At 69.1% G+C, this 22,269-nt stretch carries 16 protein-coding genes; 9 read left to right on the top strand and 7 right to left on the bottom strand.

Translation table 11 applies throughout. The features are described from left to right. Positions 1-174: 174 nt before the first annotated feature. Complete coding sequence (locus tag ACT535_RS00710; RefSeq protein WP_476363971.1) at positions 175-1,761, top strand: DUF1254 domain-containing protein; 1,587 nt, start codon at positions 175-177, stop codon at positions 1,759-1,761. Between the two features lie 57 nt (positions 1,762-1,818). Here the strand turns inward: ACT535_RS00710 and ACT535_RS00705 are convergent, their stop codons facing one another. Continuing rightward, positions 1,819-2,145 carry a hypothetical protein gene (locus ACT535_RS00705; protein WP_476363015.1) on the bottom strand — a complete coding sequence of 109 codons (327 nt, stop codon included), beginning with the start codon at positions 2,143-2,145 and terminating at the stop codon, positions 1,819-1,821. A 142-nt stretch (positions 2,146-2,287) separates the two neighbouring features. Between ACT535_RS00705 and ACT535_RS00700 the strand changes: the two genes are divergently transcribed. Next, positions 2,288-2,590, top strand: coding sequence for a hypothetical protein (locus ACT535_RS00700; RefSeq protein ID WP_476363014.1), 303 nt, complete (start codon positions 2,288-2,290; stop codon positions 2,588-2,590). A gap of 4 nt (positions 2,591-2,594) precedes the next feature. Here ACT535_RS00700 and ACT535_RS00695 read toward each other — a convergent pair whose 3' ends face one another. Further along, positions 2,595-3,266 carry a VIT1/CCC1 transporter family protein gene (locus ACT535_RS00695; protein ID WP_476363013.1) on the bottom strand — a complete coding sequence of 224 codons (672 nt, stop codon included), beginning with the start codon at positions 3,264-3,266 and terminating at the stop codon, positions 2,595-2,597. A gap of 227 nt (positions 3,267-3,493) precedes the next feature. Here ACT535_RS00695 and ACT535_RS00690 point away from each other — a divergent pair, with 227 nt between their 5' ends. From ACT535_RS00690 to ACT535_RS00680, 3 genes are all read left to right on the top strand, one after another. Then, positions 3,494-4,537 (top strand): ABC transporter substrate-binding protein, encoded by a 1,044-nt coding sequence (locus tag ACT535_RS00690; protein WP_476329177.1) that lies wholly within the window; start codon positions 3,494-3,496, stop codon positions 4,535-4,537. Positions 4,538-4,707: 170 nt separating this feature from the next. Beyond that, positions 4,708-5,526: an ABC transporter ATP-binding protein gene (locus tag ACT535_RS00685; protein WP_476363970.1), complete on the top strand. Its 819-nt coding sequence runs from the start codon at positions 4,708-4,710 to the stop codon at positions 5,524-5,526. A gap of 15 nt (positions 5,527-5,541) precedes the next feature. Beyond that, the gene (locus ACT535_RS00680) at positions 5,542-6,426 is read left to right on the top strand and encodes an ABC transporter permease (protein WP_371745082.1); all 885 of its coding nucleotides are present in this window, start codon (positions 5,542-5,544) and stop codon (positions 6,424-6,426) included. 236 nt (positions 6,427-6,662) lie between these two features. On the opposite strand, the gene ACT535_RS00675 is transcribed toward ACT535_RS00680, so the two are convergent. Both ACT535_RS00675 and ACT535_RS00670 read right to left on the bottom strand, forming a co-directional pair. Continuing rightward, the gene (locus ACT535_RS00675; RefSeq protein ID WP_476363012.1) at positions 6,663-8,045 is read right to left on the bottom strand and encodes a sensor histidine kinase; all 1,383 of its coding nucleotides are present in this window, start codon (positions 8,043-8,045) and stop codon (positions 6,663-6,665) included. Continuing rightward, positions 8,032-8,703 carry a response regulator gene (locus tag ACT535_RS00670; protein ID WP_168456713.1) on the bottom strand — a complete coding sequence of 224 codons (672 nt, stop codon included), beginning with the start codon at positions 8,701-8,703 and terminating at the stop codon, positions 8,032-8,034. The genes ACT535_RS00675 and ACT535_RS00670 overlap by 14 nt, the downstream gene beginning before the upstream one ends. Before the next feature lie 244 nt (positions 8,704-8,947). Here ACT535_RS00670 and ACT535_RS00665 point away from each other — a divergent pair, with 244 nt between their 5' ends. Further along, positions 8,948-14,050: an autotransporter domain-containing protein gene (locus tag ACT535_RS00665; protein WP_476363011.1), complete on the top strand. Its 5,103-nt coding sequence runs from the start codon at positions 8,948-8,950 to the stop codon at positions 14,048-14,050. 11 nt (positions 14,051-14,061) lie between these two features. Further along, positions 14,062-16,155, top strand: a complete 2,094-nt coding sequence (locus ACT535_RS00660; RefSeq protein ID WP_476363010.1) for a tetratricopeptide repeat-containing sulfotransferase family protein — start codon at positions 14,062-14,064, stop codon at positions 16,153-16,155. Positions 16,156-16,159: 4 nt separating this feature from the next. Here ACT535_RS00660 and ACT535_RS00655 read toward each other — a convergent pair whose 3' ends face one another. Further along, positions 16,160-16,990, bottom strand: a complete 831-nt coding sequence (locus tag ACT535_RS00655) for an SDR family NAD(P)-dependent oxidoreductase (RefSeq protein WP_476363009.1) — start codon at positions 16,988-16,990, stop codon at positions 16,160-16,162. A 322-nt stretch (positions 16,991-17,312) separates the two neighbouring features. Between ACT535_RS00655 and ACT535_RS00650 the strand changes: the two genes are divergently transcribed. Continuing rightward, positions 17,313-18,362, top strand: coding sequence for a polysaccharide biosynthesis/export family protein (locus ACT535_RS00650; protein WP_476363008.1), 1,050 nt, complete (start codon positions 17,313-17,315; stop codon positions 18,360-18,362). A gap of 67 nt (positions 18,363-18,429) precedes the next feature. Further along, positions 18,430-19,710, top strand: a complete 1,281-nt coding sequence (locus ACT535_RS00645; RefSeq protein ID WP_168456708.1) for a hypothetical protein — start codon at positions 18,430-18,432, stop codon at positions 19,708-19,710. Between the two features lie 117 nt (positions 19,711-19,827). On the opposite strand, the gene ACT535_RS00640 is transcribed toward ACT535_RS00645, so the two are convergent. Together ACT535_RS00640 and ACT535_RS00635 are read right to left on the bottom strand one after the other, a co-directional pair. After that, a complete protein-coding gene (locus ACT535_RS00640; RefSeq protein ID WP_476363007.1) occupies positions 19,828-20,934 on the bottom strand; it encodes a hypothetical protein in 1,107 nt (368 codons plus the stop codon). 50 nt (positions 20,935-20,984) lie between these two features. Then, entirely contained in the window at positions 20,985-22,268 is a 1,284-nt protein-coding gene (locus tag ACT535_RS00635) for a KpsE/RkpR family capsule polysaccharide export protein (RefSeq protein ID WP_476326938.1), read from the bottom strand. Position 22,269 lies beyond the last annotated feature (1 nt).

The following is a 22,269-nucleotide window of genomic DNA, read 5'->3' as shown; positions in this document are numbered from 1 at the left end:
ACGCCCGCGCCAGTCCTGGCGCCCGCGCTTTGCGGCGCGCGCCATGCTGCTTGAGGCACCGATGTTCAAGCGCTGTCTTGGCCTTTAATCTGCGCGGCTCTGAGTGGGGAGGAGCCGATCGTGAAACTCGGATCGTTCAGCAAAAGTCATGCGCCTGCGCTTCGCGCCTCGGCCGTGGCGGCCGCGCTGCTTGTCTCGGCGGCGGCGCAGGCCGAGGTGCCGGCCAAGGTCGTGGAACAGCTCGGCGCACCGGCGTCGATCGGCACCGGCTTCGGGCCGCTGACCTTCAAGGACGGTGTGCCGACGGCCGAGACGGCTGAGAAGACCTACGACATCCTGGATTTCAACCAGGCCCTGGCCGCCTACAACAACAGCTTCCGCGGCGCCTCGGCGCTGGCCATCGTCAAGGGCTTCGAGAGCATCGGCGCCAAGCCCGGCGATGTGGTCATCTTCTCGAAGCTGATGGATTCCCATTCGCTGTTCCTGACGGCGAACGCCGACACGGTCTACTACCTGACCGGGCTCGACCTGAGCAAAGGCCCGGTCGTGGTGGAGCAGCCCTCCGACGCGGTGGGCACCATCAACGACATGTGGTTCTCGTGGATCATCGACATCGGCGGGCCGGGACCGGATCGCGGCCTCGGCGGCAAATACCTGATCGTCGGGCCGGACTATGACGGCCCCCTGCCGGAAGGCGGCTATTTCATCGGGCGCTCGAAGACGAACTTCGCGCTCTATGCGGCGCGGGCCTACCTGAAGGACAACGATCCCAAGCCCGCGATCGAGAACATCAAGAAGACCATGAAGGTCTATCCCTACCAGCCGGGGTCCTACGGCTCGAGCCTCGCACAGGCGCTCGAGGGCAAGGTGCGCATCGCCCCCGAGCCCAAGATCCCCGAGACGAAGTTCATCGAGGGCAGCGGCCTGTCGTTCAACACGATCCCTCCCAGCGACATCGGCTTCTTCGAGCTGATCAACGAAAACATCCAGATGCAGCCGGCGACCAGCTACGACGTGGAGCTGGCCGGCCAGCTCGCCGCCATCGGCATCGTCCACGGCAAGCCGTTCAATCCCGATGCGCGGATGAAGAAGATCCTCTCGGATGCCGCGGCCTTCGGGCAGGCGACCGGGCGGGCGCTCAACTGGCGCTACGCGATGAAGCACCCGGACTGGGCCTATTACAAGGACTCCAGATGGGGCAGCATGCTGTGGCAGGGCGGCGCCTTCTTCGAGACGCCCCCGCCCGTCTTCGAGGCCGGCGTGTTCAAGCCCTTGCCGCCGACCGGTGCGCGGACACTCGATTCCCGCACGGCCTTCTATTACGGCTACACGCTGGATTCCCCCGGCATGATCATGCGCGTGCCGGGCATCGGATCGCAGTATCTGATGGGCTTCCTCGATACCGAGGGAAATCCCTTCGACGGCGCCAAGACCTACAAGGTGGTGCTGCCGCCGCACATCCCGGCGGCGGCGTTCTGGTCGCTCACGCTCTACGACAACCAGACCCGCTCCATGCTGCAGACGCCGCAGAACTATCCTCGCGCCGGCAGCCAGAGCTATCCCTCCCCGGCGGCCGAGGCGGCGGCGGACGGCACCACCACCATCTGGTTCGGTCCGACCCAGCCCCAGGGCGTGGCGCGCGGCAACTGGGTCCAGACCATGCCCGGCAAGGGCTGGTTCACGATCCTGCGCCTCTACAGCCCGCTGCCGTCCTTCTTCGACAAGAGCTGGCGGGTGGGCGAGATCGAGGCCGTAAAGTAACCGCTTCGGCCCGGGGGGCACGTTGCCTTCCGGGCCGGTTTCCGCCCTATGGCGGCCTCAGCGTCCGCGCTGGTCCCAGCGCCCGCCCATGGTGTTCACGAGATGCACGTAGTCGAACAGGTCACTCAGCATGAAGTGCCGGTTCTCGATGGTGGTCATGTGCGCCACAGTGTGCGGGTCGCCCTCCAGATAGCGGAAGGCGGTCGCGCGGAACTGCTCCGGCAGGGCCAGATTGAAGGGCGACGGCTGGGTCAGCATCCGGCAGATCTGGTCGAACAGCAGGCGGAAGCGCTCGTCCTCGGGGTCCATGTAGACGTCCCCGAAATCCGCCTTGTAGCGCCCGAAGAGCGCGAGATAATCGTCGGCATCCGGCTTTGGCTGCATGGGCCTGTCCCTGGTTTCCCTCGCGCGCAGGCAAACAAGTTCGATGCCAGAAGAGGCGGCGACGGGCCGGCCGGACATTAAGCCGCGGCCCAGCTTCCACCCCTCCCGATGACTTAGGATGTCCCGAGCCGGAGGGCCGGGAATGGCAGGGAACGACGCAATCATCGAGGTGAGGCAGACTGCCGGCGGTGAGCCGCTGAAATTCGCCGTCACAGTCCGCGATGCGGCGGGCGAGACGCAGCATGTCGTCACCATGGCGCCCGCCACGTGGCGAGAACTGACCGGCGGCGCGCAGACGCCGGCGGCCTGCGTGGACGCCGCCTTCCGCTTCCTGCTCGACCGCGAGGCCAAGGACCACATCCTCGCCCGCTTGGACATGGACGTGATCGGCCACTACTACCCGGACTTCCGGACCCGCTTCGCCGACTATCTGAAGGGCGCCTGAACCCTCAGGACAGCAGCCGCCCCACCAGCACGCCCGCCGCGGCGGCGGAGGCGGCGATGGCCAGCGTCTCGGCCGTGGCCCGCACGATGGAACGCTTCGCCACGATGCCGCGGCCGATGCCCAGCGCCACCAGCAGAACCGTCGTCAGCACCAGCGAGACGATCCGCGCCTGGTCCATCGGCAGGAAGGCGAAGGGCAGCACCGGGGTGAAGCCGGCGAAGAGATCCGAGACGAACATCCAGAAGGCGTGCGCGGTGGGGCTGGCGCCGTCGTCCGCCTCGTCCAGTTCGGAGCGCAGGCCGAGGGTGGCGCGCGGCGCACGCTTCAGCGCCTCGGACACCTGCGCCACGTCGGCCGCCGCCATGCCGCCACGGGTGAGGGCCGCCGCCACGGTCTCCACTTGAGCCTGAGCCTCTGCCGCATCCACCGGTCCGTTGCGACGGGCGCGGCGGGCGTCGCGCACCGATTCCGCATCGAGATAGCTGCCCGCCATCATGGACACGGCCGCCGCCGCCGCGCCGGTGGCGCCGGCGATCAGCACCGCGTGGGGATCGTTGGTGCTCATGGCCACGCCGAAGACGAGGCCGAAGATGGAAACGGTGCCATCCTCCATGCCGAACACCACATCGCCGATGGACGCCTTGAGCGAGGCGACGACGCGCGACGGCAGCGACATGACACGGTTCTCCAGCCCGATCCCGACACCACTGCTCATGGCACGGCTGGCGTACTGACGGAAGGGCATTGCAATTCCTTTCGCGTTCCTTTCCGGAATGAAAGCCGACTGAAAGCTGGGAGGGTTTATGCGTGGTTGAGTGGAAAAGCCGGCCGTCTCAAAAGTGCCGCAGGTCCACCACCGGGAAACGCGGGCGCAGGGCGCCCTCAAGGGAAGGGCATCACATGCTGAAATCCTCTGCGACTCTCTTTGCGCGTGGCCGCCTGAAGGCCCTCGCCGGCGCGGCCGTCATCGCCGCCGGCCTGCTTGGCCCGGCTGTCGCCCATGCCGAGAAGCTGACGATCATCGTCGGCGGCATGGAGAAGCAGATCTACCTGCCCGCCGCCCTCACCAACGCCCTCGGCTACTTCAAGGACGAAGGGCTCGAGGTGGAACTCATCAATTCCCGCGCCGGCGTCGAGGCGGAGAATGAGCTGCTCGCTGGCGCCGTGCAGGGCGTGGTCGGCTTTTACGACCACACCATCGATCTTCAGGCCAAGGGCAAATTTATCACCTCCGTAGTGCAGTTCAGCCAGGCGCCCGGCGAAGTGCAGATGGTCGCGACCAAGTATGCCGACCAGATCAAGTCTCCCGCCGACTTCAAGGGCCACACGCTGGGCGTGACCGGCCTCGGCTCCTCCACGGACTTCCTCACCCGCTATCTCGCCTTCAAGGGCGGCCTGAAGCCGGGCGACTATTCCCTGCTGCCGGTGGGCGCGGGCAACACCTTCATCGCCGCCATGAAGCAGGACCAGATCCAGTCCGGCATGACCACCGAGCCGACCATCGGCCAGTTGGTGAAGATGGGCGTCGCCAAGATCCTCATCGACATGCGCACGCCGGAGAAGACCGTGGCGGCCCTCGGCGGCCTCTATCCGGCCGCCTCCTTCTATGTGCAGGCGAGCTGGCTGGAGAGCCATCCGAAGGAAGCGCAGAAGCTCGCCAACGCCTTCGTGCGCACCATGCGCTTTATCGCCAGCCACTCGGCGGCGGAGATCGCGGACAAGATGCCGAAGGATTACTACGTCGGCGACAAGGATCTCTACATCCAGGGTCTCGCCGAGGGTAAGGCGCAGTTCACGCCCGACGGCCGCATGCCCGCCGGTGGCCCCGAGACGGTGCTGAAGGTGCTCGAAGCCTTCTCCAAGAACGTGCAGGGCAAGGCCATCGACCTGTCCAAGACCTACACCACGACCTACGTGGACAACGCCGCCAAGACACTCGGCAACTGACCCTCGGCAACTGACGCCTTTCAGTTGACCCCGGCGCTGCGGCCTTGTCGCGGCGCCCCTCATCACACTCCGACAGAACCAAGGTCGCCGCGCCCCGTGCCGGCGGCGGGAGGAAACGCATGTCCCTTCAGACCCTCGATCCCGCCCGCCCGGCGGTGGTCCCCGGCGTGATGGCCGCCGCCGGCGTCGGCCCGGCCATCGAGCTCGACAACGTGACCCGCCGGTTCCTGACGCCCAATGGCAAGTCCATGACGGCGCTGCGGGATTTCAACATGACGGTGGACCGCGGCGAGTTCGCCTGCGTGGTCGGCCCCACCGGCTGCGGCAAGTCCACGACGCTCAACCTCGTCACCGGCCTCGCCAAGCCGAGCGCCGGCGAGGTGCGGGTGATGGGCCAGCCGGTCAACGGCATCCACAAGGACGTGGGCTTCGTCTTCCAGGCGGATGCGCTGTTCCCCTGGCGCTCGGTGCTCGACAACGTGGCCGCCGGCCCGCTCTATCGTGGCCTGCCCAAGGCGCAGGCCTACGAGAAGGCGCGGGACTGGATCGCGCGCGTCGGCCTCGCCCGCTTCGAGCACCATTATCCGCATCAGCTTTCCGGCGGCATGCGCAAGCGCGTGGCCCTCGCGCAGACCTTCATCAACGAGCCGAAGATCCTGCTCATGGACGAGCCCTTCTCGGCGCTCGACGTGCAGACCCGCACCAACATGCAGGACGAGCTTCTGAGCCTGTGGTCCGGCTCCGGCGCCTCGGTGGTGTTCGTCACCCACGACCTGGAAGAGGCCGTCGCGCTCGCCGACAAGGTGTATGTGCTCACCGCCGGCCCGGCCACGGTGAAGAGCGTCTACCACATCGATCTGCCGCGCCCGCGGGTGATGGCGGAAATCCGCTACGACGCCGCCTTCGTCGAGCGCTGCCGCACCATCTGGGACGACCTGCGCGAGGAAGTGCAGATCGGCCAGCAGCGCACCCTCGACACCGGCCACTGAACGGGAGGAACGACCATGACCATGCAGGCAGACGCCGCTTCCGCCCCCTTCGCCGCCGCCCGCGCGGTGCCCACCGAGGCCGAGATCGAGGCCAAGGCCCGTGCCCGGCTCAAGGCGCGCCGCGCCCTCGTCATCTCGCTGCGCATTGCCATTCTCGTCGCCGTGCTCGGTATCTGGGAGATCGGCGCGCGCACCGGCTTCATCGACCCGTTCTTCTTCGCCAGCCCCTCCGGCATCGCCGAGCAGATCTGGGTGTGGATGACGGAAGGCACCTCGCAGGGCCCGCTCTGGGTGCAGATCATGGTGACGCTGGAGGAAACCATCCTCGGCTTCTTCATCGGCGCCGTGGGCGGCATCGTGTGCGGCATCGTTCTCGGCCGTAACAAGCTGCTGGCGGACGTGTTCTCGATCTACATCAAGATCGCCAATTCCATCCCGCGCGTGGTGCTCGGCTCCATCTTCATCATCGCGCTCGGCCTCGGCATGGCGTCCAAGGTGGCGCTGGCGGTGGTGATGGTGTTCTTCGTGGTGTTCGCCAACGCCTTCCAGGGCGTGCGCGAGGCCGACCGGGCGATGATCGCCAACGCCCAGATCCTCGGCGCCTCGCCCTTTCAGATCACCACCTCGGTCATCATCCCTTCGGCCATGAGCTGGATCCTGGCCTCGCTCCACGTCTCCTTCGGCTTCGCGCTGGTGGGCGCGGTGGTGGGCGAATTCCTCGGCGCCAAGCAGGGCGTGGGCCTCTTGATCGCGACCGCGCAGGGCGCGTTCAACGCCAACGGCGTGTTCGCGGCCATGATCATCCTCGCGGTGGTGGCGCTGGTGATGGAATTCCTCATCACGCTGGTGGAGAACCGTCTCGTGAAATGGCGCCCGGTGCCCTACAGCGAGCAGAATTGAGGGTTTATCCCTCCCGCACGACGGCCCCGGGACGACTCCGGGGCCGTTGCCGTTTGCGTTCCCCGGACAAGCGACGGCGCGAGCCGGAGCGCTGATCCGGGGTCCAGCGCGAGGCTCCCGCGCAGCGGGGCAATGCCCCAGGATGCCAAGGTCAAGAAGCGCCTTCGGCGGACCCTTGCGCTGGGCCCCGGCTCGCATTCCACTTCGTTACATGCGCCCGGGGCGCGAGAGCTGAGTCACACCCCCGGCAGCCGCATCTCCACCCTCAGCCCTCCGCCCGCGGCCGTACCGAGCAAAAGCCTGCCGCCGGCACCATCCACCACCTCGCGCACGATGGAAAGGCCGATGCCGGAGCCCTCCCCCGGCGTCCCCGGCACCCGGTAAAAGCGCTCGAACACCTTGTCGCGCTCCTCGGCCGCAATGCCCGGCCCGGAATCTTCCACCACCAACACCGCCTCAGGACCCGCCTCTCCTGCCCCGCCATCCACCGTGACGGTGACGGTGCCGCCCTTGGGCGTGTAGCGCAGGGCGTTCTCCACGAGGTTCACCACCGCCTCGCGCGTCATGGCGCCATCGCCGCGCGTCACGGCGGGCGCGTTCACGTCGAGGCCGAGGTCGATGTCCCGCTCCACCGCCAGATGGGCGAGCCCCTCCAGCACCTGCCGGGCGGATTGGGCGAGGTCGATGTCCTCGTCGCGCGGGCGGCGGCTGCCGGGCTCGGCGCGGGACAGGGTGAGGAGCTGGGCGGCGAGGCGGGCGAGGCGGCGGGTACTTTCCTCCGCGCCGGCCAGCGCCTCGGCTCGCTCGGCGGCCTCCCCGGTACGACGGGCGAAGGCCACCTGCGTGGAGAGCAGGGCGAGCGGCGTGCGCAGCTGATGCGCGGCATTGGCGACGAAACGGCGCTGCGCCGCCATCTGCCCCGCGACCCGGCCCATATAGGTATTGAGCGCGGCCACCAGCGGGCGCAGCTCGCTCTGCACGGCGTGGTCCGGCAAGGGCGAGAGATCGTCCCGCCCCTTCTCCATCACCGCCTCGCGCAGCCGCATGAGAGGCGCCAGCCCCCGGCCGAGACCGATGATGACCAGAACGCCGGCCGCCACCAAGAGGATGAGCTGCTGGCCGAAATTGCCCACCCACAATTCCCGCACCATGGCCGCGTGGCCCGCGAGCGTGACGCCCACCACCACCGTCACCCGCGCGCCATCGGTGGCGCCCACCAGCGGATAGGACAGGGCCGCGAGCCTGAGGTCGCTGCCGCGGTAGCTGCCGGTGAAATGTACGGGCGCGCTCGCCTTCGGCAGCGGCTCGGGCAGCGGCAGGTCGGGATAGCCGGTGAGCAGGCGCCCGGCCGACGTGTCTACCCGGTAGAACACCCGGTCGCGATGCCCCGTGTCGAACATCTCCAGCGCCACGGGCGGCACGATGGCGTCGATGACGCCCCGGTCGATGCGCACATCCTCGGCGATGGCGCGCACCGAAGCATCGAGCGTGCGATCGGTGACCAGATCGGCGGTGGCGCTCGCCTGCCGCCAGCTGGTGAAGACGTTCACCGCCACGAGCCCCGCCAGCGGCAGCAGCAGCCAGCGCAGGAGCTGGAGGCGCAGGCTATCCATGCGCATGCTGCAACAGATAGCCGAGCCCGCGCAGGGTCACGATCCGCACGTCGGCCCCCTCCAGTTTCTTGCGCAGGCGGTGGACATAGATCTCGATGGCGCTGGGGTCGGCGAGATCGTCGAGGCCGAAGATGCTCTGCGAAAGCTGCGCCTTGCTCACCGTCTGCCCGGCCTTGATGAGCAGCGCCTCCAGCACCGCATGCTCGCGCGGGGTCAGCGCCAGAGGCTCGGGGCCGAGGCGGAACAGGCGGGTGTTGGTGTCGAAGGCGAGCGTGCCGCAGGTGATGAGCGGATCGGGCCGGCGCGCCGAGCGGCGCAGCTGCACGCGGATGCGCGCTTCCAGCTCGGCAATGTCGAAGGGCTTCGCGAGATAATCGTCCGCCCCTTCATCCAGCCCGGCCACCCGCCCGTCGAGGCTGGCATTGGCGGTGAGGATGATGACCGGAACGGCGTTGGCCCGACTGCGCAGCCGCTTCAGCAGCTGCATCCCGCCCATGCCGGGCAGGCCGAGATCGAGGATGACGAGATCGTAGGTCTCCAGCGCCAGCGCCTGGTCCGCCGCCTCCCCGTCATTGAGCACGTCCACGACGAAATTGTCCCGCCGCAGGATCTTGGCGAGCCAGTCGGCAAGCTCGTGATTGTCCTCGACCAGAAGCAGACGCATGAAACAGGTGCCCGGCCGCCCCGGCGGCGACGCACCAGTCTCGCCGTGGACAGGGGGGCGATCAAGGGCGGGGTGGCGCGACGGTGCGGTGCAACACCTTAACCACGCCCGAGAACCGTTGGAAATGAAGCGGGAGAAAGCCACGCAGCGCATTGCGCGCGAGCCGAATCGGGAGGTAACGTCCGCAGGGTTCCCATTCGTCCATTTTGCAACCGAAGCCGCCCGCCGCCCGGGAGAGATGCGCATGTCCCGCCTGCTTGCGACCAGCCTGCTCGCCTCGACCTCGCTGCTGGCGCTGGCGCTGGCCGCGCCGGTGGCGCGGGCCGGGGATTACATCGTTCCCTCGGGCACGGTGCTCACGGCGCCGGTTTCGCTCAATAGCGCCACGCCGGGCGTGCCCTTCAGCGGCGTCACCGTGCTCGGCGGCATCGTCTATACCGAGACCACCAAGAACAGCTCGGTGGCGCTGGAAATCAACCGGACCGCCCTTACCGACGGCGCCGGCATCCTGAACACGGGCACGGTGAGCGTCACGCAGACCATCACCAAGCTGAAGCTCCATCCCGGCGGCACGTCGGTCGATGCCTCGGGCGTCACCAAGGGCATCGTCCTGTATGGCACCGCGCCCTCCTCCGGGAGCGTGCAGAACAGCGGGACTGTGCTGGCGCACCGCGTCGTCACTGATCAGCCCGTCATCAAGACCAGCAGCGCGGTGGCCATCTCCGAGTATGCGTACGGGGTGCAACTGGACAGCTATTTCGCCGGCGGCGTCACCAACACCAATACGGGCATCATCGACGTCGCCAACACGGCGAACGTCACCATCACCCAGTCGGACAAGGTCACCCAGCTGGACATCGTCACCGGCATGAGCGCCTATGGCTTTGCCGGCTATGAAACGGGTGCGGCCAACAGCTTCGACAATGCCGGCACAATCAAGGTGCGCGCCTCTGCCGCTATCAGCCAGAGCTTTGCCCAGACCGGGACCGGCACGCTGCTGGCCTCGGCCACCGCCAGCGCCGTCGGCGTAATAATGAGCCAGTCCGGCATGGCGACGCCCGTCGGCGCGACGGGGGTCCTAAAGAACTCCGGCATCATCGATGTCGCCGCCTCCATCACGGCGGCAACCCAGTTCTCGGTTACAACCACCGCCGCGAAAGCGACCGGGTTGATGATCCAGTCCACCGCCAACGCCGAGGCCTCGGGCGTCCAGACGAACGGGCTGACCATCAGCCGGTTCGAGAATACGGGCACCATCTCGGTCGCTGCCTCGGCGACGGCGACGTCCTCCGGCAAGGTGACGGCGGACAAGATCGCCCAGCTGGTGAACTACAATTCCCCCGCCGGCCCAACGACCTCGCTCGAGGCCGGCTCGGTGGGCGCAGCGGTGATCGGCTATGGCGTCAATCTCGCCAATGGCAGCCTCGGCGGGCTCACCAACAGCGGCACCATCGAGGTTACCGGCGTCGCGAAGACGACCGCCACCGCAAGCGCCGCGGCCAAGGACGAGGCGCTTGTGGCGCAGCAGGACTTTGCCGCCGTCGAGCTGACCGGCATCAGCGTGTCCGTGGACAATCTGACCGGGCCCATCGTCAACAGCGGCACCGTGGCGCTGACGGCCTCGGCCTCGGCGAGCGGCAAGCTCGTTGCCTCTGCCGCGAGCGGTCCCACCGGCAAGCAGGCTACGGCCAATGCCTCCGGCTATGTGGATACGCGGCTCGTCGGCATCGATGTGGCGGCGAGCAGCCTCCAGGTTGGTACCTACAGCGCCACCGTGCGCAACAGCGGGCGCATCCTCATCTCCTCCGGCGCGGTCGGCTCATTTGCGGGATCGGCCCTGTCGGACGGCGCGGCGGTGGCGGACGTCACCTATTCCTCGGGACAGAGCTTCCTCGTCGCCGGCCTGATGAACGCCACCGACCAGGCCATTGGCATCTTGGTCAGCGCGCCGAACATCGCCGAGGTGACGAACTCCGGCGTCATTGACCTCACCTCGACCTTCGCCTCCACCCAGACCGCGACCGCGACAGGCGGCACCAAGGCGAGCGCGACGGCCACCTCCGCCTCGCCGACGTTCAACAGCTTCGGCCTCGACATCACGGCGGCGACGACCGCGCCGGCAAGCGGCACGGTCGCGACCACGGCGATCACCAATTCCGGCGTCATCGACCTGTTCTCGACGGTGACGCTCACCAACTCCGCCAGCGCGACCGCATCCAACGGCGCGGCGGTGGCCTCGGCACTCAGCCAGTCCACCCAGCTCAGCACCCTGCCCGGCCTCGACGGTGCGATCGCGGCGAGCTACGGGATCTACGCGAGCCTCAACGGCCTCGACGGCAACTTCACCAATTCCGGCATCATCTCCGTGGAGCAGGCGCTCGCCATCTCCGGCACGGCCACCGCCACGGGCACAAGCGCGCAGGCGACCACCGTCTCGGACGGCCTGTCGCTCGCCATGGGCGTGCTCGCGCTGCCGGGCCAGGTGACCGGCTCCATCGTCAATTCCGGCGCCATCTCCGCCCGCGCGTCCGGCCTTTTCAACGCCACCGCGACGGCCTCGGGCGGCAGCGGCACGGCGACGGCGGACGCCACCGGCATCGTGCTCGCGAGCGGCCTCATCGCCTCCACAGGCGGCATCGGCGGCTTCTCCAATAGCGCCGACATCCTCTCCGGCGCCTCCGTCGCTACCCTCGTCTCGGCCACCGGCAACGCGAACGCGATCACCCACGGCGTTGGCTCGGCGCTCTCCATGGGCGTCATGCTGAGCGGCAATCAGGGCATTTCCGGCACCTTCACCAATTCCGCCACCATCGGCGCGACCGCATTGTCCACGGTGACCGCCTCGGGCAGCGGCGCCGTGGTTGGCACCGACGCGGAGGCGGTTGCATCGGCCTTCGGCGTCCTCACCGCATCCGGTGCCGGCATCGGCGGCGATCTCCTCAATACGGGCACCATCGGCGGCATCGCCACGGCGAACGCCTCCGCCGGAGGCGGCACGGCGCATGCGTCCGCCTTCGCCTATGGTCTCGCGCTTGATGCAACGGGCGGCGTCGGCGGCAGCATCGTCAATTCCGGCATCGTCATCGCCGTCGCCGAGGCCGGCATCGCGGACGCGAGTGGCGCGGCGAGGGCGAAAGCCGTTGGCCTCCAGATCGCCTCCGGCACGGTGGGCGGCACGCTGACCAACTCTGGCGTCATCGCGGCGCAGGCGGGTGGCACCGACGACACCGCCATCGGCATCGCCATCGGTACACCCATCGACGGGAAGGCGCTGGGGGCGGCGCAGCTGACAACCCTCGACACCTTGGGCGTGGACACCGCGCTCGCCACCGCCGGAGCGGTGACCCTCACCGGCGGCCTCGTGAATACCGGCGGCATCACCGCCACGACCGGCGCATCGGGCAGCGCCACCGCCATCAAGGTGGCGGGCGGCAGCAGCATCGGCACGCTCACCAATCGCGGCGGCATCTACGCCTTTGAAGGCAATAATGCCGGCATCGCCATCGACCTCACCGGCGAGGGCTCGGCCACGCGCGTCCTGCTGCAGGACGGCACCGTCTATGGCGACCTTGCGCTCTCCTCCACCTATGCCGACGCCATCACCTGGAGCGGCGGCATCCTCAACGGCGACGTGCTGGGCGGCGGGCTCGGCAGCCTCACGGTGCTGGCCGGGGCGGACACGAGCTTCGTCTATTCGGGCACGCTGGAGAGCCTCGCGAACGTCAGCGTCGGCGGCGACGGCACGCCGGTGAGCCTCGCCTTCACCGGCACGGCAGTGGGTATCGGCTCCTTCGCCGTGAAGGATCGGGGCACGCTGATCCTCACCGCCGACAGCGCCATCGAAACCAAGTCCTACACCCAGTCGGCCGGCGGCACGCTGGGCGTCTATCTCTCCCCGCAATGGAGCGCCGCGCCCATCGTCGCGACGAGCGCCGATCTGGACGGCACGGTGGCGGTGCTTGGCGCCACTGGCATCCGGTCGAAGACCACGAGCTACGATCTCGTCTCCTCCTCCGACATCTCCGGCAGCTTCGCCGACGTGACCACGCCCAACAGCCTGCTCTCCGCCGCCGTGACATACGATGCGGACGGGGCGACCTTGGTGCTCACCCGCAACGCCACCACCTCGCTCGCCGGTCTTTCGCTGGCGGGGCGTTCACTCGCGGCGGGCATCGATCTCAACTACCAGCGGCTCTCCCTCTCCTCCCCGCTGAGCCCGGTGCTGGACAGCTTCTATGTCGGCACCGACGGGCAGGTGGCGAACCTCATCAACCAGATGTCCGGCGCCCCTCTGGCCGATGCGAAGACGGCCGGCATGGCGACCTTCGGCACCATCAACGGACAGATCAGCCAGCAGCTCGCCGCCACGCGCGGCACGGGCGCCCTGCCGAGCGGCGGCAGCGCGTTGCTCTCCTATGGCGCGGGCGAGGTGAGCCTTTCCGGCAATGCCTATGCCGCGACCGGTTCCGCGTCTGGAGCCTCCAGCCCGTGGGCCACACTCTCGCCGGCCGCCGCACCAGCGCCGGAGAACGGCGTGTGGCTGCGCCCGTTCGGCAACTGGGGCAGCACCAACACCGGCAACGGCACCACCACCAGTTCCGGCGGCGGCGTGCTCGGCGGCATCGAGCGGGCGTTCGGCGACGATACGCGCGGCGGTGTCGTCTTCAGCTACCAGACCGCCAACCTCGGCTTCACCACCCCCGCCTCCGGCTCGGTGGACCAGTGGACCGCCTCGCTCTATGCGGAAAAACAGTGGGGCGCCTTCTACGCCAACCTGTTCGGCACCTACGGCTACCAGACCTACGACATGAGCCGCTCCATCGCGTACGGCGGCACGCTCTTCACCGCACGCTCGAACTTTTCGGGCAATGCGGGCGCGGTGGTGGGCGAGGCAGGCTATGATTATGCCTACGCCCCCGGCGCGAAGCTGGAGCCCTATCTGCGCCTCGCCTATGCGGCGCTGGGCACCGACACCTTCGCCGAGCGCGGGGCCGGCGTGTTCAACCTGAACGTCGCGGCCGACACCACCCAGTCGCTGCAATCCACCCTCGGCCTGCGCGTGATCCAGCCGTTGTCGCTCTCGGCCCTGCCGGTGACGCTGCGCCTTGAGGCGGGCTGGCAGCACGAATATCTCGACACGGGCGCGAGCCTCGGTGCCGCCTTCCTTTCAGACAGCACCGTCGCCTTCAACATTCTCTCCGGCGGGCCGAGCGATCTGGCTCTGGCGGCGGCTGGCCTCTCCTTCGCGTTGACGGCCAATCTCGACGGCTATCTCGAATATCGCGGCAGCTTCGGCGACGGCTATTCCAACAGCACCGCCTCCGCGCAGCTGCGGCTGCGGTTCTGAAGGCGCGGGGGATGGGCGCGGATCGCGCCGGGCCGCTGCCGACGCTGGAACGGGCATGGGAGCTCTACCACGCCGGCGACCGGGCCGGTGCCGAAGCGATGGCGCGGGCCATCGTCAAGCGCGCGGTGCTCGGCCAGAAGGCGACGACCGCCGAGGCGGCGCACCTCGTCGGCGTCATCCTCGCGCAGACGGGCCGCACGCAAGACGCCGTGAGCTTCATGGCGCTCGCGGCCGAGAGCGATCCCGGCCGCGCCTCCTACCACAGCAATCTGTGCGAGATGCTCCGCCAGACCGGCGACCGGGCGGGCGCCATCGCCGCCGGGCGCGCGGCGGTGGCGGCGGACCCGGCCTATGCGGCCGGCCACAACAATCTCGGCATCGCCCTGTTCGAGACCGGCGCGCTGGAGGAGGCCATCGCCTGCTACGGCCGGGCCATCGCGCTGCGCTCCACTTTCGCCGAGGCGCACAACAATCTCGGCAATGCCCTGCGGGCCCAGGGCCTGCCGGGCGAGGCCATCGCCGCCTTCCGTGCCGCCCTCGCCCAGCGCGGGCATTATCCGGAGGCCTGGAACAACCTCGGCAACGTGCTGCGCGAGCAGGGCGACTTCCGCGAGGCGGATGCTGCCTTCCACACCGCCATCGGCCAACGGCGGGACTATGTGGAGCCCTACAATTCCCTCGCCCTCTCTCTGTTCGCGCAGGAGCGGAGCGAAGAGGCCTTCGCGGTGCTGGCGCTCGCCATTGCCGCGGCGCCGGAGCGGCCGGAGCCGGCCTTCTATCTGGCGCAGGGGCTGCTCAACGAGCGCAAGGCGGAAGGCGCGCGCTCGGCGTGCCAGCGTGCGCTCCGGGCCAATCCGCACCATGTGCCGACCCTCGTCCTCCTCGCCCGCATCCTGCGCGATCTGGAGCGCGGGCAGGAGGCCATGGACGCCGCCCGCCGGGCGCTTGCGCTCGCGCCGGACGATCTCGACGCCCTGAACGTGCTCGGCCTGCTGCTGATGGAGACCGGCGACCTGCGCGGCGCCTGCGCGCTGTTCGAGCAGGCGCTGGCAAAGGACCCCGCCTCCGTCAACAGCCGCATCAACCTCGTCGCGGCCCGCAAGGTGCGGCCGGAGGACGACATGGTGGCGGCGCTGGAAACGGCGCTGTCGTGCGAGACCGGCGAGGTGGAGCGCATCCCGCTCCATTACGCTCTCGGCAAGGCCTATGACGACCTCGGCCGCCACGCCGAGGCCATGGACCAGTTCATCGCCGGCGCAAAGCTCAAGCGCGCGCAGGTGACCTATGACGAGCCCGCCGCCCTCGCCACGTTCGAGCGCATCCGTGCCATCTTCACACGGTCGTTCATCGCCGAGCGGGCGGGAATGGGAAATGCCGAGGCCCGGCCCATCTTCATCGTCGGCATGCCGCGCTCGGGCAGCACGCTGGTGGAGCAGATTCTCGCCAGCCATCCCGCCATCCAGGGCGGCGGCGAGATGGACCTGTTCCACCGCGCGGTGAACCGCATCGACCAGGCCTTCGGCGGCATGGTCCACTATCCCGAGCTGATGCATCTCATCGAGCGGCCGGAGATGGCCGAGATCACCTCTGCCTACCTCGACGCCCTCCCCGCCCGCGCGCCCGGCAAGCGGCTGGTGGCGGACAAGATGCTCAACAACTACTTCTACCTCGGCATCATCCACATCCTGTTCCCGCGCGCCGTCATCATCCATTGCCGGCGCGATCCGGTGGACACGGCCATCTCCTGCTTCTCCAAGCTGTTCCGCGACGACCTGCCCTACAGCTACGATTTCGCCGAGCTCGGCCGCCACCACGCCGCCTATGCCGGGCTGATGGCCCACTGGGACGAGGTGCTGCCGGAAGGCACCATCCTGCCCATGGATTACGAGGCGGTGGTGGCCGATATCGAGGGCGTGGCCCGGCGCCTCATCGCCGCCTGCGGGGAGGCGTGGGACCCGGCCTGCCTGAAATTCCACGAGACAGAGCGGCCGGTGCGCACGGCCAGCATCACCCAAGTGCGCGAACCGCTCTATGCCACCTCGGTCGGCCGCTGGCGGCGCTACGGACCCGCCATCCAGCCGCTGCTGGATGCGTTGGGACGGTGAGAACTCAAGGCTTTTGCCGGCGCAGCAGCCGCATCTGCACCCGCGCCAGGAGACCGGAGGCGAGCCCCTGCGCCCGCGCGATGGCGGCAAGCTGCGCGGTCGGCGCGGAAATGAAGCCCCCGCGCTCGGCGGTGCGGATGAGATGCGCCGCCACCACCTGCGGCGGCAGCGGGCGTCCCCCACCGGCAAACGGCGCGATCGCAGCGGGGCGCAGCGGCCGCTCTTGGGCGAGCTGGGGCGTATCGGTGTCCGGCGGCACGGCGACCGTCACCCCGACGCCCACGCCGGCCAGCTCGATGCGCAGGGCCTCGGCGAAGCCGCGCACCGCGAACTTGGACGCGCAATAGCCCGCATAGCCCGCGACCCCGAACAGCCCGGCCGCCGAGGCCACCATGGCGATGTGTCCCCGCCCCGCCGCCACCATGAACGGAGCTGCAGCGCGCACGAGAGCCGCGGTGCCGAGAAAATTGGTTTCCATCTGGGCCGCCGTGGCGGCGAGGTCCTGCTCCAGGAAGAAGCCCGGTTCGACGACGCCGGCACTCGTCACAACCCAGAGCGGCGACCCGTGCTCCGCAACGAGGGCGTCCACCAATGCAGTGCATGCCGCAGAGTTCCGCACGTCGAGCGTGTGGGCGACCACCGCGATTCGCTGCGCCTCCAGTTCCGCCTGCGCCCGGGCAAGTCGCGCAGGGTCGCGGGCCAGAATCGCAACCTGGCAGCCCGCTTTCCCAAGGCGTTCCGCAACGCAAAAACCGATGCCGCTCGACCCACCGCTGATGATGGCGAGGGGTCGGCGGGGGCGACCTGACGCTGCTGCGACCAAGTGCTGCGACATGACAGAGCTACCTTATTACCGTCGAGCATTTGGTAACCGAGGCGTCAACGGCGCCGTGATACCATGCAACTGCACGTGCCGACTGCGCAATTTCGTAGGACAACGTTGACGTGTTGCAGTACCGCAACGCTCCCTTAAACGTTGTGTGGCTAGGTCGCTGTGCATGGCGAGGGGATGTATAACAGCCCTGCTCCTCCAGCGGCGGGACCGTAGCGCGTCAATGTTGTCGGCAAAAAAAATTCTCGTCTCGCTGCTGCTCGCGGCCGCAACCAGCGGCTGCACGGCGCTACCCTCTTCCGGCCCCTCCCGCGTCGAAATCGAAATGGCGCAGCCCTCCGACGACCAGCGCTATCTGCTGGTGGACGTGGACGACCGCACCCTGTCCCTTCTGGCGCAGGAGCGCCCCGCCACCTTCGGCGGCCGCTTCGGCGACTATCGCCCGCCCAGCCGCTACGTGGTGGGCGTGGGCGACGTCATTTCCGTCACCATCTGGGAAGCGGCCGCCGGCGGCCTGTTCTCCGGCCCGGTCATCGACCGGCTCGGCACCGGCTCGCGCAGTGCCGCCATCCCCGAGCAGCAGGTGGCGCAGGACGGCTCCATCACCGTGCCCTATGCCGGGCGCATCCCGGTGGCCGGCCGCACCACGGCGCAGATCGAGACCGCGGTGGTCGAGAAGCTGAGCGGCAAGGCCATCGAGCCTCAGGTGGTCGTGGTGGTCACGCGCAGCGTCAGCAACGCCGCCACTGTGCTCGGCGAGGCGACCTCCGGTGCGATCGTCCCGCTCTCCCCGCGCGGCGACCGCGTGCTCGACGTGATCGCGGCAGCCGGTGGCATCAAGATCCCCGCCCATGAGGTGTTCGTGCGCCTCAGCCGCAGCGGCAACACCGTCACCGTGCCCATGCAGGCGCTGCTCAACGATCCGAAGGAGGACGTCTACGTCCGTCCTCTGGACAAGATCGTGGTCATCCGCGACCCGCAGACCTTCACCGTGTTCGGCGCCGCCGGAAACCCGACCATCGTGCCGTTCGACGCGGTGGGCATCACGCTCGAAGAGGCGGTGGCCCGCGTCGGTGGCGTGCTCGATTCCCGCGCGGATCCCTCCGGCGTCTATCTCATGCGCATCGAGCCGGTGCGCTTCGCCGCGCGCCTGCGGCCGGATTCGCAGCCACTAGAAAGCCACGGCTACGTGCGCGTGATCTATCGCTGGAACATGCGCGACCCGAATTTCGTGTTCCTCGCCCGCGGCTTCCAGATCCGCAACAAGGATGCGATCTACGTCGCCAACGCGCCTCTGGCGGACCTGCAGAAAGTCACCTCGCTGTTCAACTCCGTCGCCCAGCCCGTGGTCAGCACGGTCGCGGTGGTACCTTAGGGCCCGCATGGTCTCCCCGGCGCAGGCGACGCGGGAGGGCGGATCGACCCGGGTGCGGGGCGGACGGATGACCCCCGTTCCCGAGTCCGCCCCGTCCGGACAGGCACCCGTCGCCGCGTCCCCGGCGGCAGCGCGGCTGCAGCGCTTCCTTCCGCTGCCTCTGCTGCGCGGCGTGGGCGCCGCCATCGCACGCCGCACCACGCCGCGGAACGAGGCGCAGGCCACCCTCGCCGAAGGGCGCCGCGCCCGCCTGACCCGGACCGAACTGGCGCTCGGCAGCTTCGCGCTGCTGGTGCTGCTGCCGGCGCTGGCGAGCTTCCTCTACCTCGCCTTCGTCGCCGCCCCCCAGTTCCGCTCCGAGGCGCGCCTCGTGGTGCGCGGCAATCTGGAAACCGTCGCCAACGCCGCGGGCGCCCCCGCCGGCAATGCCATTCCGCAGGTGGCCAACACCCAGGAGGCGCGGGTCGTCGTGGACTACCTGCGCAGCCGGGCGATGGTGGATGCACTCCAGGAGCAACTCGACCTGAAGCGCATCTTCGGCGTCTCCGAGCGCGACCCGGTGTTCGCCCTGTCGCCTGACGCCAGCAAGGAAGATCTCGTCGCCTATTGGAACCGGCAGGTCAGCGTCAGCCTCGAGCAGATGTCCGGCGTCATCAAGGTGCAGGTGTCCGCCTTCAGCCCGGAGAGCGCCGCCCTGCTCGCCGCCGCCGTGGTGCGCCAGGCCGAGCAGGTCGCCAATGATCTCACCGCCCGCAATCGCAGCGATCGCGTGATGGAGGCCGAGGCCGAGGAGCGCGCGGCCTTCACCGAGCTGGCGGTGGTGCGCACGGCCCTGGAAGGCTTCCGCAACACCCAGGGCACGCTGGACCCCACCAAGTCGGCCAGCGACGCCTTCGCCGTGATCGCCAAGCTGCGCGACCAGCGCTCGGCCCTGAACACCGACCTCAACGCCGCCCGCGCCCGCCTCGACGAGGATTCCCCCGTGGTGCGCGCGCTCAAGGAACGGCTGCGGTCGCTCGACGAGAAGATCGCCACGCTCGACAATTCCCTCCTCGGCGATACCGCTTCCACCGGCTCCAGCGGCAACCTCGTCGCCGGCGCAGAACTGGAGGCGAGCCGGCGCCTCGCCGAGCAGCGGCTCAAGCAGGCCGAGGCGGAACTCATCGAGGCCCGCGCCGAGCGTGGCCGGCAGCAGGTCTATATCCTCGCCTTCATGGCGCCCACCCTGCCCCACGAAAAGACGTTCCCCACCCCGGCGCTGCAGGCCGGCGCGATTTTCGCCATCCTGTTCGCCGCCTGGGCGGTGGGCGCGCTCTACGTGGCGAGCGTCTACGCGCGGACGCGGTAGGGACGCCCGTCGGGGCGCGCGATCTTGGCGCCCCGTCGAACTCGCCCCTCTGGATGATCCCGATTGTATCGACTGCTGGGTGATCCTGAAGGACGGGGACGAGCCTGCGTCCGCCGGTCAGACCTGCATCTGCCCGGCCTGTTCCGTCACTCCGGTGGCCCCGTCCTGGGCGGCCTCGTCGGTGGCCTCGTCTACCCGGCCCACGGCGGCGCCGACATCGGCGAAGATGCGCGCGTCGACGGCGAGGAGATCCTGCGCGGCCGGCCATTCGGCGATCTGCTCGCGCAGCTCGCCCACCTGGCGCGACCAGGCGAGTTCCGGTAGCGGCGGCAGGTTCAGCTCCAGCACCGCGCGCATCGTCTCCCACCACACCTCCTCATCGCCGGCGAGGCCGACCACGTCCATCTCGGACAGCGTATCCAGCGCATTTTCCACGGCCGACGTCTCCAGCACATCGTCCGAGCCGCGGCAGGTGAGCAGCCGCGCCATGGGATTGGCGACGAGACTGCGCTCGAAGGCCGTGAGGGTGCCGAGCCAGGTCTCAAGGTCCGCCATCTCGGCGAGGTCCGCCCTGGCGAGGCTGTCCACCAGCGGCTTGTAGACGTCGCTGAGCACTGAGGCGGCCAGGTTCGGCGTCTTCACCGCCCAGCGCAGCACCAGAAGCTCCTCGGCCAGCTCCTCGAAGGGATCGCGCAGGAGCACCGTGCACTTGAACCCGCGGTCGCGCAGCAGCGGCTCGTAGGTGCGGAAAAACACCCGCCCCGTGCAGAAGATGGACGGCGTGAAGGCGATGCCGAGGATGGATTTCACCGCCTCCTCGGGAATCCGCTCCAGCCGCGTGAAGGGCATGTGGAACAGCTCCTGCAGCGGCAGGTTCAGCTGCGCCTGCGCCACCACCCGCGTCTCCAGCCGGAACAGCTTCTGGTCCGCCCGCGCCGTTGGCGGCCGGCGGCGGTAGATGCGGATGTTGGTGGTCTCGTCATACAGCTCGATGTCGATGATACCGGCCAGGTCTGCGACCACGTGGTCGTCCACCACGAAGCCGCAGATGCCGGTCTCGTGCAGGCCCTGCTCGCGCAGCAGCGGGCGCAGCACGGTCGCGGGAATCACCTTCCGCAGTTCGCCGCCCACCAGCACCGCGACGCGCGGCGTGGCGGCGGGATTGTCCGGCATGATCCACCCGACGATGCGGCTGCCGGCGTCCTCGTCGATGCTAAAGAGCACGCCGGCCCTCCTGATGGCGGTCGCGATGGGGCGCGATCATGAGCGGCCTCTCACTGGCGATGGTCGCGGATGACCGCGACCAGGACCATGGCGTTGAGCCAGAAGATGCCGGCGAGCACCAGCACGAACAGGCCGGTGCGCCACCAGCTTGGCTCGGTGGAGGTGGTGGGCAGGCTCGGCGGCACGAAAACGTTGACGAAGGCGCTCTGCGCACGCATCCGCCGCTCGGCCTCCTGCAGGCCGGCCACCGCGATGGACTGCATGGTCTCGGCGAAGCGCACCTCCATCTCCGCCTCCTCGAAGGCGGCGAGCGCGTTCACCGCACTCGACTGCGAGCCGCCCGGGCCGCCCATGCTGGCCCTGAATGCCGCGATCTCCGTGTCGATGGCGCGCACGCGGTCGCGCAGCACCCCGAGGGCCGGACCGTCGGGAGCGGAGAGCTTCTCCAGCGCGCGCATCTCCTTGTCGGCGGAGATGCGCTCCTGCTCCAGGCGCAGCAGGCTGGTGCCCAGCGCCTCGGCCGCCTGCACGGGATCCACCGCCCGCTGGCGTCCGCGCCATTCCTGCTGACGGGCCAGCGCCGCCACATAGCGCGCCTTGGCCCGGTTGAGCTGGTCCGCGGCGCGGGTCACGCTGTCGGAGCGGGAGCGGGAGACGATTTCGTTGAGCAGCACCTCGCCGTCGCGCACGATGCGCTCGGCGATGGTGCGGGCGTCCTCCGGCGAGAAGGCGCGCACGCGCAGCAGCACGATTTCGGAGCGGCGGTCCACCGCGGCGGTGACGTGGCGGTTCCAGTAGCGCCACACGTCCTCCAGCGTCGCATCTGCAGAGAGCCGCGAAAGCGGATCGAGACCCGGGCGGGAGAAGAAGGCGCGCAACCAGCCGTCCGCATCGAGGGAGGCGACGAAGGAACGGCTGGTGATGTAGCTGGCGAGCACGAACGGCGCCTGCGCCTGGCTGCCCCCGGCGCCGCCACCGAACAGGCTGGAGAGGCCTTTCATCACCCCGGCCACCGCGCCCTTCGTGCCATCCTGACCGTCGTCGGCCGTGGCCCGGTCGGGCTGGGATTCGCGCACGGCGAGTCGCGCTTCCGAGACATAGACGGGGCTCGCGATGACCCCCGCATAGAAGGCGCAGACCGCCGCCGGCAGCAGCACGCAGGCGACAAAGGTGAGGCGCAGCAGGCGGAACCAGCGTTGCGAGGCCGTCGCGCCGGTGCCGAAGGTGCGCGGCAGCCGCCGCCAGCGCAGCGCCGGCTGCACGAACGGCAGCACCACGAAGGCGCGGCTGCGCTCGATCAGGACCCGGATGGGCGGCGCCGACGGCAACCCCATC

Source organism: Xanthobacter sp. DMC12, assembly GCF_056314105.1.
Note: the sequence above shows the minus strand (reverse complement) of the source record. Positions and strands in the feature narration are given on the sequence as shown.